The sequence below is a fragment of the Blastococcus sp. DSM 46786 genome (genome assembly GCF_900109665.1).
GTDB lineage: Bacteria > Actinomycetota > Actinomycetes > Mycobacteriales > Geodermatophilaceae > Blastococcus > Blastococcus carthaginiensis.
This window is the reverse complement of the sequence record NZ_FOAO01000016.1, coordinates 53,038-66,629: the sequence shown is the minus strand read 5'-3', so window position 1 is coordinate 66,629 and position 13,592 is coordinate 53,038. Positions and strand designations below refer to the sequence as shown.

The 13,592-nt window shown below is 74.9% G+C and carries 9 protein-coding genes and 1 pseudogene; 6 read left to right on the top strand and 4 right to left on the bottom strand.

The window, feature by feature from the left end; all coding sequences use genetic code 11:
- Nucleotides 1-78 precede the first annotated feature (78 nt).
- Entirely contained in the window at nt 79-756 is a 678-nt protein-coding gene (locus tag BMW62_RS15280) for an HAD family hydrolase (RefSeq protein WP_091932221.1), read from the top strand.
- Between the two features lie 219 nt (nt 757-975).
- Here BMW62_RS15280 and BMW62_RS15275 read toward each other — a convergent pair whose 3' ends face one another.
- The 4 genes from BMW62_RS15275 to BMW62_RS22745 all read right to left on the bottom strand — a co-directional run bounded on the left by BMW62_RS15275 (nt 976) and on the right by BMW62_RS22745 (nt 7,574).
- Nucleotides 976-1,815 (bottom strand): glycerophosphodiester phosphodiesterase, encoded by an 840-nt coding sequence (locus tag BMW62_RS15275; RefSeq protein ID WP_211435147.1) that lies wholly within the window; start codon nt 1,813-1,815, stop codon nt 976-978.
- A 189-nt stretch (nt 1,816-2,004) separates the two neighbouring features.
- The gene (locus tag BMW62_RS15270; protein ID WP_091932215.1) at nt 2,005-2,970 is read right to left on the bottom strand and encodes a glucosyl-3-phosphoglycerate synthase; all 966 of its coding nucleotides are present in this window, start codon (nt 2,968-2,970) and stop codon (nt 2,005-2,007) included.
- 129 nt (nt 2,971-3,099) lie between these two features.
- Entirely contained in the window at nt 3,100-5,673 is a 2,574-nt protein-coding gene (locus BMW62_RS15265) for a diguanylate cyclase domain-containing protein (protein ID WP_091932211.1), read from the bottom strand.
- On the bottom strand, nt 5,670-7,574 hold the full coding sequence (locus BMW62_RS22745; RefSeq protein ID WP_170852412.1) for a putative bifunctional diguanylate cyclase/phosphodiesterase: 1,905 nt from the start codon (nt 7,572-7,574) through the stop codon (nt 5,670-5,672). The genes BMW62_RS15265 and BMW62_RS22745 overlap by 4 nt, the downstream gene beginning before the upstream one ends.
- A 92-nt stretch (nt 7,575-7,666) precedes the next feature.
- On the opposite strand from BMW62_RS22745, the gene BMW62_RS22740 reads away from it, so the two are divergent.
- The 5 genes and pseudogenes from BMW62_RS22740 to BMW62_RS15240 all read left to right on the top strand — a co-directional run bounded on the left by BMW62_RS22740 (nt 7,667) and on the right by BMW62_RS15240 (nt 13,592).
- Nucleotides 7,667-7,924, top strand: coding sequence for a hypothetical protein (locus BMW62_RS22740; protein ID WP_170852411.1), 258 nt, complete (start codon nt 7,667-7,669; stop codon nt 7,922-7,924).
- A 37-nt stretch (nt 7,925-7,961) separates the two neighbouring features.
- Nucleotides 7,962-8,699 carry an SGNH/GDSL hydrolase family protein gene (locus BMW62_RS22735; RefSeq protein WP_170852410.1) on the top strand — a complete coding sequence of 246 codons (738 nt, stop codon included), beginning with the start codon at nt 7,962-7,964 and terminating at the stop codon, nt 8,697-8,699.
- Between the two features lie 64 nt (nt 8,700-8,763).
- Nucleotides 8,764-9,003 (top strand): hypothetical protein, encoded by a 240-nt coding sequence (locus tag BMW62_RS15255; protein ID WP_139206285.1) that lies wholly within the window; start codon nt 8,764-8,766, stop codon nt 9,001-9,003.
- A 91-nt stretch (nt 9,004-9,094) separates the two neighbouring features.
- Nucleotides 9,095-12,385, top strand: a pseudogene (fdh, locus tag BMW62_RS15245) (formate dehydrogenase).
- Between the two features lie 127 nt (nt 12,386-12,512).
- A complete protein-coding gene (locus BMW62_RS15240; RefSeq protein WP_091932200.1) occupies nt 12,513-13,592 on the top strand; it encodes a 4Fe-4S dicluster domain-containing protein in 1,080 nt (359 codons plus the stop codon).

The window sequence follows — 13,592 nt, the reverse complement described above, 5'->3', positions numbered from 1 at the left end:
TCGCTCCGTTTCGCGCCGGGGCACTGCGGCGGGGCGGCGTGCGGTTCGGGCGCGCTGCTGGTGGGCAGGCCCTCGGGCGTGAGTGACCTCCGCATCGCCGTCCTCGACGTCGACGGCACCCTCGTCGACACCAACTACCAGCACGCCCTCGCCTGGTACCGGGCCTTCCGGTCGCTGGATGAGACGTTCCCGATCTGGCGCATCCACCGGTTGATCGGCATGGGTGGCGACCGGTTGCCGGCCGCGCTCGGCGGGGACGGCCTCGAGGCGCGCATCGGTGAGCAGGCGCGCGACCGCTGGACCGAGGAGTTCGACCGGCTCATCGACGAGGTGGCGCCCCTGCCGGGGGCACGCGACCTGCTCACCGCGCTGGGGGACCGCGGGCACCGCGTCGTGCTGGCCAGCTCGGGCAAGGTCCAGCACGTCGACCACTTCCTGGACCTGCTGGACGCCCGGGACCTCGCCGAGGCGTGGACCACCAACGACGACGTGGAGTCGAGCAAACCGGCACCCGATCTGCTGCAGGTGGCGCTGCAGAAGCTCGGCGAACCGGTGGACGCACCCAGCGTCGTCGTGGGGGATTCCGTGTTCGACGTGGAGGCGGCGAAGAACGCCGGGATGCCCGCGTTCGTGGTGCGCTCCGGTGGGTTCGGCGACGACGAGCTGCGCGGAGCGGGGGCGGTCGACGTCTTCGACACTCCCGGCGACCTCGCTGCGGCGCTGGACCGGCTGGACCTCTCCGCCGCCCGCTCCTGACCCGGCCGGCCCGCTCGACCGGGCCGACCGGTCCACCCGCCCGACCGGCTCACCGGCCCACCAGCCCCGGCGGCTGCGGTACGACACGATGTGCGCTGGCGTTCACTTCGGAGGGCCAGAAGTGGGCGGCAGCGCACTCCGTTGGCCGGTGAGGGTTCGCGCCGACGGATCCTCCGGCGCCGGGTAGCGCCGGCCGCGGCGGGGAGCGGCCCGCGCGTGCTACGCCGCAGGTGTCGTCCCGCGGCCCAGCCGGCGGAGCGCCTCGTCCGGCCGGTCGGTGATGAGGGCGTCGACGCCGAGCCCGATCAGGAAATCGATGTCGGCGGGCGTGTTCGCCGTCCACACGTGGACTTCCTTGCCCGCTGCCTGCGCCTGCGCCACGAACCCCGGATCGGCCCGCACGAGCGCCACCCCCGGCCCGACCGCGCTCATCGACCCCGCCAGCAGCTCGGTGCGCACCGCGCGCAGCCGCTTGCCGACGAGCTGCACGGTGGGAACGCCCGGGGCCAGCGCCTGGACGCGGCGCACCGCGAGCTGGGAGAAGCTCATCACCCGGAACGCCGGCTTCCCGCCCCACTGCGCCGGCCGGTCGGCCTGCAGCAGCCCGTAGCGGCGCAGCGACCGCACCAGCTCCTGCTCCACCCGCTTCGCGTGCCGGGTCGGGTGCTTGGTCTCGATGGCCAGCCGGACGCTCCCGGGCGTCGCCGTCACGTACTCGAGCAGCCGGTCGAGGGTCAGTACCCGGCCGTCCTCGACGTCGGGCTCGTCCGAGACGGCGGTGATCGTGTCGTCCGCCCACCGGTCCCGCCGGCCGCGGCGGGCGCCGAACCGGAACTGCTCCAGCTCGGCCAGGTGCAGCGCGGAGACGACGCCGCGACCGTTCGAGGTGGTCCTGATCCGGCGGTCGTGGACGCAGACGAGCACGCCGTCGCGGGTCATCCGGACGTCGCACTCCACCGCGTCGGCGCCCACGACGGTCGCGTCCCGGTACGCGGCCAGCGTGTGCTCGGGCGCCTCCGCGGTCGCACCGCGGTGCGCGACGACCTCGGGGCCGGTCACCGGCGCGGACGGGCGGAGCGGTCGTGCGGCACGCGGAGATCCTCCTCGCTCTGGGCGAGGCATGCGACCGAGGGCGCTGCGGCTCCGCCGCGCCGTGCGGCTGCCGACGTCGCCGTGCGCCGCGAGGTCGGCAGCCGTATCGCGAGGTCGAGGGCTCCGGGCGGGAGCAGGAGGACGGGGACGGCGAGATCAGACGGCGAGGCGGGCGCGGTACTCGGCGACGGTGATCATCGGCGGGCGCTCGTCCACGGCGACGACGCTGCTGCGCGGCACGAAGCCCCGTCCGTCGTGCCGGAACTGGGTGAGCAGCCCGCTCGCCCCGCCCGCACCCGCGGCCCGGGACAGCGCCGTGGCGACGACCTGGCCGGCCATCTCACCCAGCGCCTCGACGTCCTGCGAGGTGTGCCGGCGCACGCCGAGATCGGCCTGGGCCAGCGAGGAGAGCCCGCCCAGCCGCAGCAGGTCGACGAGCAGCCCCACCTCCACGCCGTAGGCCGAGACGAACGGCACCTGCTCGAGCACGGAGCGGCGGCCGGCGTACTCGCCGCCGAGGGGCTGCACGACCCCGGCGAGCTCGGGCCACAGCGCGTTGAGCAGCGGCCGCGCGGTGAGCTCGGTGACCCGGCCGCCGCCCGCGGGCACCACGGTGCCCTCGACCTCCAGCGGCCGGGTGTAGCAGCCCTTGACGTAGGCGATCTGCGGATCGGCCAGCAGCGGTGCGAGCAGGCCCGGCACGTAGTGGGCGACGTCGCCGAGCAGGTCGGCGTCGAGGAAGACGACCAGGTCGCCGGTGGTGGCGGCCAGCGACTTCCACAGGGCCTCGCCCTTGCCGCGGCGGGTGCCCGCGGCGGGCAGCACCTCGGTGGTGGCCACGACCTCGGCCCCGGCGGCCCGCGCGACGGCGGCGGTGGCGTCGGTGCTGTCGGAGTCGACGACGACGAGCTCGTCGATCAGCGGCACGCCGCGCACCCAGTGCGCGTGCAGGTCGGCGACCAGCCGGCCCACGGTCGCCTCCTCGTTGCGGGCGGGGAGGACGACGCTGACCCGGTGGCCGCCCCGGCGCTTGGCGTGCAGCAGCGCCGCCACGTCGATCTCGTCGAGGGATCGCGCGCTCGACGTGCGGTCGGCGAACCAGGCGCGGGCGTCGGGTCTCACGCGACCACTGTCGGGCAGGTCGTGAGCCGGCACCAGGCGGGGGTGGTGGTGTTCACCGGCCCGTCACGGGAACGTTCCCCGCGGTCCGGCCGGGATGCCGGAGCGGTCGGGCCCGGGGCGCCGGAGCGTTCAGGCGCTGGGGACGACGGCGACCCGGCGGGCGAGGTCGTCGGGCGACAGGTCGTGGGGCAGCGCGCGGCCGTGCACCAGGTGGACGCCGACGGCGAACGCGGCGTCGCACAGCTCGGGGGTGCTGATGCCGCCGGCGATCGAGGTGAGGCCGAAACCGCCGCTCGTGCGGGCGATGGCGGCGAGCACCTGGAGCGCGCGGGTCGTGTCGTCGCGGGCGGCGAGCGCGGTGAGGTCGACCCGGACGAGGTCCAGGGCGACGCGGGCGAGCAGGGCGAAGATGCTGTGCCCCATGCCGTAGTTGTCGAGGCAGAGCCGGACGCCGGTGCGGCGCACCGCCTCCAGCTCGGGCACCAGGCCGGCCGACGAGATGAGCAGGGTCTCCTCGGTGAAGGAGAGGACCAGCCGCGTGGCCGGCAGCCCCGAGGCCGCCAGCGCCCCCGCGACCGTCGTCGCCAGCCCGTCGACGGTCACCAGGCCCGCGGGCAGGCTGACCGCGACCGCGACCTCCTCGTCGGGCAGCCCGGCGGCGACGTGGCAGGCCTCGTGCAGCAGCCAGGTCTGCAGCTCGCCGGCGCGGCCCTGGCGGTCGGCGAAGCCCCACAGCTCCAGCCCGCGGACGTCCTCGTGCTCCGGGTGGGACCAGGTCGGGACGGCGTGCACCATCTCGATGCGCCGCCCGGGCCCGCACGCGGCGTCCAGGCGCACGGTGAACACACCCTCGGCGACCACGTCGTCGAAGTCGGGCCCCTGCTCCACGCCCTCCCGCAGGTCCTCACCGGCGAGCCGCACGCAACCCTTGCCGGCCCGCTTCGCCGACCGCAGCGCGGCGTCGGCCTCGCGGAAGGCGCTCTGCCCGCCCGCCGCGGTGAGCGGCGCGACGCCGACGCTGGCCCCGGTGGCGAAGGTGTGCCCGCCCGAGCGGAACGGCATGGCCATGACGTCGACGACCCGCTGGGCGACGTCCTCGCCGTCGGGGAGCGTGCCGCTGACCAGCACGGCGAACTCGTCGCCGCCGAGCCGGGCGACGAGGTCGTCCTCGCGCACGACGGTGTGCAGCCGACGCGCGACGTCGACCAGGAGCTGGTCGCCGGCCTCGTGGCCCGCGACGTCGTTGACCGCCTTGAACCCGTCCAGGTCGACGATCAGCAGGCAGCGCTCCTCGGGAGCCGGCGCGGCGAGCTCCTGGAAGAGCATCGCGCGGTTGGCCAGCCCGGTGAGGTGGTCGGTGTAGGCCATGCGCTCGAGCTCGCGCTCGCGGCGGCGGCGGGTGGTGACGTCGCGCAGGTAGAGCACCCGCCGGCTGCCCCCCGGCCGCTCGGAGGAGGTGACCTCCAGCTCGCGGCGGAGCCCGCCGTCGAGGGGCACGCGGAACTGCAGCGGCGGGCCCTCGCCCGCGGGGTGGTCCAGGGTCGCCAGGCGCAGCAGCTCGCGGTCCTCGGGCGCGACGAGCTCCAGCAGCGACACCTCGGCGTCGTCGGCGCGGACCCCCAGCAGGCTGCGGGCCGCCGGGGAGGTGAACAGCAGCCGGAACCCGGCGTCCATGATCGCGATGCCGTCGGAGCTTGCCTCGATGAGCTCGCGGAAGTCCTCCTCGTTGCGCACCAGGTCCTCGGTCATGCGGCCGTCCTCGCGGATGCGCAGCACCACGCGGCCGGCCATCAGGACGAAGACGACGGCCATGCCGAGGTCCGCGAGCACGGAGTGCCCCTCGCCCCGCAGGTCCATGTACAGGGTCGAGGCGGGCAGGGCGAGCAGCGCGGCCACGACCAGCAGCAGGCCCACCGGGCTGACGACCGGTGCGGCCGCGCGGGCGCTGCGCTCGGTGAAGGCCGCGGGAGCGAGGACGACGGCGAGGGCGGTGGCGAGCAGGGAGATGGCGACGCTGAGGTCGGAGACCGCCGTCCAGAACGTGCCGGGGGAGACGATCGACATGGCCTCGGCGCCCGCGCCCACCGACTGGGCGGCGATGGCGGCCATGAGCGTGGTCACCGAGCGGCGGAGACCGGCGGTGGAGACGGTGCACACGGCCCCGCCGGCGCCCAGCATGAGCGCGGCGTGGCAGCCGTAGAGCAGGACGAGGGTGCGCAGGTCCTCGGGGGCGCCCGCCGGGTTGACCAGCGGTGCGCGCAGCACCTCGGTGACGACGAGCACGGCGGTGGCCACGACGGTGCCGTCGACGACCAGGGCGCTCCAGCGGGTGCGGATGACCCGCCGGGCCAGCAGGCCGGCGGTGACCAGCGGGGTGGCCGCGCCGACCACGAGCAGCACCTCGTCGAGGCCGAACCCGTCGAAGGCCGGGCCGGGGAAGGCGCCGGCCAGGAACTGGGCGACGGCGAAGCAGCCGGCGCCGACGGCCACCGGCCACCAGGGGCGGGCCGCGGCCGGCTCCAGAGTGCGCAGCCGGCGCACCACGACGACCGCGCAGCTGGTGGCGACCGAGCCGAGCACGAGCTCGTCCCACTGCATGCCGGTGCCGCCGGGCGCGCTGAAGGGCACGGCGAGCACCAGACCGAGCAGGCCGAGCAGCGCCGTCCACCGGAGCCGGCCCGGGAGGTCCCGCGGCCCGATCACGACGGCACCGCCGGCCCGGCCGGGGCGTCGAGCCCGACGGCGACGGCGGTGCGCCAGCCGCCGTCGGCGAGCTGCTCGGCCTCCAGCGGCCGGGCGAAGGCGTAACCCTGCAGGTACCGGTGCCCCATGTCCCGCAGCAGCGCGAGCTGATCGGTGGTGGTCACGCCCTCCACGACCACGGGCAGCCCGAGGCTGGTGCCCAGCTGGAGCACCCCCCGGCACAGCGCCCGGCGCTGCGGGTCGTGCTCGACGTCGGCCAGGAAGTGCTGGTCCATCTTGAGCAGGTCGACCGGCATGCCGGCGAGGTAGGCCAGGGAGGACCAGCCGGTGCCGAAGTCGTCCACGGCGATGCGGACGCCGAGCCCGCGCAGGGTCTGCAGCTCGTCGGCCACGTGGCTGTCGAGCAGCATCGACTCGGTGAGCTCGACGACGAGCCGGGAGGCGGGCAGGCCGCTGGTCCCGAGCGCGGCGACGACGTCGGCCACCAGCTCGCCGCTGTGCACGTGGCGCGCCGAGACGTTGACGGCGACGGCGAGCTCCTCACCGGGCAGCCCGGCGACGGTGGCGCACGCCTCGCGCAGCACCCAGCGGCTCAGCTCGGTGATCAGCGGCGACTCCTCGGCGAGCGGCACGAACTCCTGCGGGGAGACGTCGCCGAGCTCGGAGTGGCGCCAGCGCAGCAGCGCCTCGACGGAGACGGTGCGCTGCAGGACGACGTCGACGACCGGCTGGAACACCAGCCGCAGCTCGCCGCGGGCCAGGGCGCCGGCGAGGTCGGTGCTCAGCGCGCTGCGCCGGTCCTCGGCGGAGCGCAGCGCGTCGTCGAAGCGGTGCACCGAGCCGGCGCCGGCGGTGCGGGCGCTGTGCAGGGCGAGGTCGGCGCGGCGCAGCGCCTCGCCGGGGTCGACGTCGGCGGCCAGGCCGGTGACGCCGGCGGTGGCGGTGAGGCGGCCGGCCGGGGTGGCCAGCCAGCCGAGGGTGGCGATCAGCCGGGCCGCGACGACCTCCGCGTCGGCGACGCCGCCGTCGACGAGGACGACGAAGTCGCCGTCCTTGCCGCGGGCGAGCCAGTCCTCCCCGCGCAGCTCGCGCGCCAGCCGGGAGGTGAGCGCGCGCAGCACGGCGGTCTCGGCGCCGGGCCCGGCGGAGGCCGCGCCGTCGACCGAGAGCAGCACGAGCGACGCGCGGTGCGCCGGCCCCTGCCGCTGGACGGCGGCCAGCCGGCGGACGAGCGCGCTGCGGTTGGGCAGCCCGGTGACCGGGTCGGTGAGGGCCAGCTCGAGCAGCTCGGGGTCGGGGCCTTCGCGGCGGGTGGTGACGTCGGAGCAGAACAGCACGAGCGCACCGACCTCGGGGTCGGCGCGCAGGTCGCGGACGGTGGCCTGGACCAGCCGCCACCCGCCGTCGCCGGTGCGGATGCGGGCGGTGCGGACGGCGAGCTCGCCGTGCTCGTCGGCCCGGGTGCGCAGGGTGGCGAAGAGCGTGCGGCGGTCGTCCGGGTGCACGGCGTGGGCCAGTGGCAGGCCGGGGAGCTCGGCGGGATCGCGGCCGAGGAGGGCGGCGATCGCGGGGGAGGCGAAGGTGACGCGCAGGGAGTCGTCGAGGAGCACCACGGGGTCGGCGCTGCTGCGCACGAGGGCGGTGAACTGGGCGCGGCTGGTGCGCAGCGCGCCCGTGAGCCGGGCCTGGCGGCGCCACAGCACGAACAGGGCACGCGCGAGGACGGCCGCGCCGCCCAGGCAGAGCAGCCGGGCGGGGGCGGGGGCGGACCAGCCGCCGAGCACGACCGCGACCAGCGCGAGGAGGCACGCCGGCGCAGCCGCGCGCCCGGACGGGGACGCGGCCAGGGGCGGCCCCGGGGCGGCGGCGGTGGTCACGTCGTGGTCATCGGGAGCGCGCACCGCGTGCTCCAGCCGGGATGCCCGCGTGGTCACCCGATCGGGGGGACCGGCGCCGGGTCGCGGGCCGGGCGGGCCTCCCGCACGATGCGGGCATGACCACAGGTCACCTGCCCGTGCCGCAGGCGGGAGGTGCGGACCGGCGGCGGATCGCGCTGCTGCTCGAGACCGCCGACGTCCTCGCCGAGCGGGCCGCCCGCACCGCCGATGCGGCCCAGGCCCAGGTGCTGCTGCGCCGGTCGGCCCAGCGCCGCGCGCAGGCCGCGCGCCTGGCGTCCGCCGGCCCGCTCCCGCCGGGCGGGCGCCCGGGGGCGGGTGCGCCGCCGGTCGCGGGGAGCAGCGCGTCGGGCTGACCTCCCCGGCGGGGCCCGGCGGCGTACCGTTCGCGCCGTGGTGGGCGGACTCCCCCCGGCGCCGCGCTGGGCGTGGGCGGTCATGGTGCTCGGCGTGCTCGCGGTCGCCGCCCTGGCGTTCCTCCTGGTGAACCGGCCGCCGCCGCCGGGGTTCACCGCCCCCGCTGCGGCCGGGCTCGGCACGGCGGAGACCGCCGCCGCTGCCGCCCCGGTGCGCATGCTCGTCGTCGGCGACGGCACCACGGTCGCGCCCGAGGGGGTTCCCGCGTGGCCGCAGCTGGTCGCCGAGGAGATCTCCGGCGAAGGAGGCCGCCCCGTGGAGCTGACCGTCGCCGCGGCCGACGGCAGCGGCTACCTCGTGGCCCCGCCCGACGGCCAGACCTTCGCCCAGCTCGCCGAGGGTGCCGGCGGCGACTGGGACGTCGTCGTCCTCTCCGGCTCCCGCGACGACAACGCCGCCTTCCCCGACGTGCAGGCGGCCGCGCAGCAGACGATCGAGGCGGTCCGGGCGGCGTCGCCGGACGCCGCGCTGCTGGCCGTCGGACCGGCGTGGCCGGAGATCCCTGCGCCGGGCTACGTGCAGACCGACCGGGACGCCGTCGCCGCGGCCGCGGAGGCGACCGGGACCACCTTCGCCGACCCGCTGGCGCAGACCTGGCTGACCGGGCCCGGACCGGTCGGGGACGACGGCGAGACCCCCACCGAGGAGGGGCACCGCTTCCTGGCCGACCAGATCCGGCCGCTGGTCGAGCCGCTGGTGCCGGCGGGTGGCTGAGCCGCGCGGGGCCGCCGTCCGCGCGACGGACCGCGCGGTGCCCGCGCGCGCCTACCGTGGGCGGATGCTCCGCTGGTCCTGCGCCCTCGCCGCCGGGGCGGTCGTCTCCGGGTTCGCCGCCCTCCTGATCACCGGTGAGTACCGCAACGAGGGGCCGGTGCTGCTCACGCTGGTCGGCAACCACGGGGTGCACGCCGGCGATCTGTTCGTCCTCGCGGGGTGGGCGGTCGCCGTGCTCGCGCTGGTCCTCCTCGCGGCGGCCCCCGGCCGGCTCGCGGGCGCGGAGGCCCGGTCCCGCGGCTGACGCCGTCGTCGTCACCCTTCCGGACGGCACCGGGCCGGTGCGCGGGCCTGTCATCGCGCCGCGCCCGGCAGCGGGTGGCAGAGTGACGCCCGTGAAGACCTGGCTCGACAGCTGGCCGCTGTACCGCCAGCTCACCGGCTCCGACCCGCTGGGCCGCGGCAAGGCCGCGCGCAGCAAGGCCACCGAGGCCACGGTGTCGCGCACCGCCACCGCCGACCGGGTCGTGAAGAGCGTCTGCCCGTTCTGCGCCGTCGGCTGCGCGCAGAACGTCTACGTGAAGGACGACGCGGTCGTCCAGATCGAGGGCGACCCGGACTCGCCGATCAACCGCGGCCGGCTGTGCCCCAAGGGTGCGGCGAGCAAGCAGCTGGTCACCAGCCCGTCGCGGGTCACCACGGTGAAGTACCGCCGTCCGTTCGGGACGGAGTGGGAGGACCTCGAGCTCGGCACGGCGATGGAGATGATCGCCGACCGCGTCCTGGAGGCCCGGCGCAAGGGCTGGCAGGACGAGAACGAGGGCAAGCGCGTCAACCGCACCATGGGAGTAGCGAGCCTCGGAGGGGCGACCCTCGACAACGAGGAGAACTACCTCATGAAGAAGCTCTACAGCGCCCTGGGCGCGATCCAGATCGAGAACCAGGCCCGCATATAGCACTCCGCGACGGTGCCCGGTCTGGGTGCCTCGTTCGGTCGTGGCGGCGCCACGAACTTCCTGGAAGACCTCGCGAACTCCGACTGCATCGTCATCGAGGGTTCGAACATGGCCGAGTGCCACCCGGTGGGCTTCCAGTGGGTGGGTGAGGCCAAGGCCCGCGGCGCGAAGATCGTGCACATCGACCCGCGGTTCACCCGCACCAGCGCGATCGCCGACCTGCACGTGCCGCTGCGCATCGGCACCGACATCGCGTTCCTCGGCGGCCTGATCAACCACGTCCTGACCAACGAGCTGTACTTCGAGGAGTACGTCGTCGCCTACACCAACGCCGCGGCGCTGGTGGGCGAGGAGTACGTCGACTCCGAGGACCTCGACGGCCTGTTCTCCGGCTTCGACGCCGAGAACCGCGTGTACGACGTGGACAGCTGGCAGTACGAGTTCGAGGAGCCGCCGCACGCGGGCGCCGACGACCCGGGCCGGGCCGCCGAGCAGGACCGGCTCGAGGACGACCCCGACGTCACGCACTCCGACCGCGCACAGGCGTCGGGCAGCGGCGGCCCGCCGATCCCGGCGAAGCCCAAGCGCGACGAGACGCTGCAGCACCCGCGCACGGTGTTCCAGGTGCTCAAGCGGCACTTCGCCCGCTACACCCCCGAGATGGTGTCGGAGGTCTGCGGCATCGAGCCGGCGGTGTTCGAGCAGGTCGCCGAGTGGGTGACCAGCAACAGCAAGCGCGACCGCACGACGGCGTGGGTGTACTCGGTGGGCTGGACGCAGCACAGCGTCGGCGCGCAGTACATCCGCACCTGCTCGATCCTGCAGACGCTGCTGGGCAACATCGGCCGCCCCGGCGGCGGGATCATGGCGCTGCGCGGGCACGCCAGCATCCAGGGCTCCACCGACGTCCCGACGCTGTTCAACCTGCTGCCGGGCTACCTGCCGATGCCGCACGCCCACCAGCACCACTCGCTGGAGGACTACGTCGCCGACGCCGCCGGCAAGGGCGGCTTCTGGGGCAACAAGCCCGCCTACATGACCAGCCTGCTCAAGGCCTGGTGGGGCGACGCCGCGACGCCGGAGAACGACTTCGCGTTCGACTACCTGCCGAAGATCGACGGCGACCACAGCTCCTACCGGACGATCGCCGACATGATCAAGGGGAAGGTGTCGGGCTACTTCCTCGTCGGCGAGAACCCCGGCGTCGGGCACCCGAACAGCCGGATGAACCGGTTCGGCCTGGCCAACCTGGACTGGCTGGTCGTCCGCGACCTGCAGATGATCGAGTCGGCGACCTTCTGGAAGGAGGGCCCGGAGCACGAGACCGGCGAGCTGGCGCCGGACACGATCGGCACCGAGGTCTTCTTCATGCCGGCCGCCACGCACGTGGAGAAGGAAGGCACCTTCACCCAGACGCAGCGGCTGCTGCAGTGGCGGCACAAGGCGGTCGAGCCGCCGAACGACGCCCGCAGCGACCTGTGGTTCTACTTCCACCTCGGCCGGATCCTGCGCGAGCGGCTGAAGAACTCCACCGACCCGCGGGACCGCCCGCTGCTCGACCTCACCTGGGACTACCCGACCCACGGGCCCGACGCCGAGCCCAGCGCCGACGCGGTGCTGCGCGAGATCAACGGCTACGGCCCCGACGGGCGGCTCCTGAACTCCTACCTGGAGATGAAGGACGACGGCTCGACGAGCGGTGGCTGCTGGATCTACAGCGGCGTCTACGCCGACGGGGTGAACCAGGCCGCGCGGCGCAAGCCCGCGAAGGAGCAGGGCGTCGTCGCCTCGGAGTGGGGCTGGGCGTGGCCGCTCAACCGGCGGATGCTCTACAACCGCGCGTCGGCCGACCCGGACGGCAGGCCGTGGAGCGAGCGCAAGAAGTACGTGTGGTGGGACGAGGGTGCCGGGGAGTGGACCGGCGTCGACGTGCCCGACTTCGAGAAGAAGAAGCGCCCGGACTACGTGCCCCCGCACGGCGCCAAGGCGCAGGACGCGCTGGCCGGTACCGACCCGTTCGTCATGCAGGGCGACGGCAAGGCGTGGCTGTTCGCGCCCGCCGGCGTGGTCGACGGCCCGCTGCCGTCGCACTACGAGCCGGCCGAGTCGGTGGTCGAGAACGCGTTCTACAAGCAGCAGGCCAACCCGACGCTCGAGATGATCGAGGGCCCGTGGAACCGGGCCAACCCCACGCGCAGCGACGTCTACCCGTTCGCCGTCACCACCTACCGGCTGACCGAGCACCACACCGCCGGTGGGATGAGCCGGACGCTGCCCTACCTGTCGGAGCTCCAGCCGGAGTTCTTCGTCGAGGTGAGCCCCGAGCTCGCGCGGCTGCGGGGGCTGACCAACGGCGAGTTCGCGACGCTGGTGAGCGCGCGCACGGCGGTGGAGGCGAAGGTGCTGGTCACCGAGCGGGTGCGGCCGATCAAGCTGCGCGACGGCACGGTGGTGCACCAGATCGGCATGCCGTACCACTGGTCCTACGCCGGCATCTCCACCGGTGACGCGGCCAACGACCTGCTGGGCATCGTCATGGACGCGAACACCCACATCCAGGAGTCCAAGGTCAGCACCTGCGACATCGTCGCCGGGCGTCGGCCGCGGGGGCCGGAGCTGCTGGAGTTCGTCGAGTCCTACCGCCGCCGGGCCGGGGTGCCGTCGGGGCAGGTCGGCGTGAACGGCCGCGACCCGGTGGCGGCCCAGGCCGGCGAGGGGTCCTCCCCGTGAGCGGCGGCGTCCCCCTGATGATCAGGTCAGCTGATCGTTCCGGTTCCTGGCTCAGCACCGGTCGTGGGCCAGGACCCCCCACGGTGAGCCAGGACGCGGTCAGCCGCATCGACGACGAGAGGCCGGCATGACCATCAGCTCGGCGAGCCCGGCCTTCACCGGCCGCGGGGGTGGGCGGGAGAAGTTCCAGAACCGGCTGTTCGGCCCGCTGCCCGACGTCACGGCCGAGGCCGGCTACGAGGAGCAGCACCCCAAGCGGGTCGGCTTCTTCACCGACACCTCGGTCTGCATCGGCTGCAAGGCCTGCGAGGTGGCGTGCAAGGAGTGGAACACGCTGCCCATGGACGACTCGCACGGCGTGCGGGACGCCCTCGGGGATCTGTCCGGGATGTCGTATGACAACACCGGCCAGCTGGGCGCGAACTCCTGGCGGCACGTGGCCTTCATCGAGCAGAGCCGCGCCGTCGACCTGCCGATGCCCACGTTCGGGCGGCCCGGCGACGACCGCGCCGGCAGCGGCGCGTCACCGGCGGTCGCCGGGGACGACGTCAGCCTGGCCAACGCGCAGCAGAGCGTGCTCAACGCCGAGGCGCTCAGCGAGTTCGACCCGCAGACCGGCCAGACCGGTGCGGACAAGCAGATCCGCTGGCTGATGAGCTCCGACGTCTGCAAGCACTGCACGCACGCCGGCTGCCTGGACGTCTGCCCCACCGGCGCGCTGTTCCGCACCGAGTACGGCACCGTGGTCGTCCAGGGCGACATCTGCAACGGCTGCGGCTACTGCGTGGCGGCCTGCCCCTACGGCGTCATCGACCAGCGCAAGGACGACGGCCGGGTCTTCAAGTGCACGATGTGCTACGACCGGCTCACCGACGGACTGCAGCCGGCGTGCGCGACCGCGTGCCCGACGCAGTCGATCCAGTTCGGCGACCTCGACGAGCTGCAGGAGCGCGCCGACGCCCGGCTGGCGACGCTCAAGGCGCAGGGCGTGGAGACGGCGCGGCTGTACGGGCGGGACGAGAACGACGGCGTCGGTGGCGACGGCGCGTTCTTCCTGCTGCTCGACGAGCCGGAGGTCTACGGCCTGCCGCCGGACCCGATCGTCACCACGCGGGACCTGCCGGCGATGTGGAAGGCGGCCGGCAAGGCCGCGGCGATGATGATCGGGGTCGCGGTCACCGCCGTCCTCGGTTCCCGGAGGCGCTGA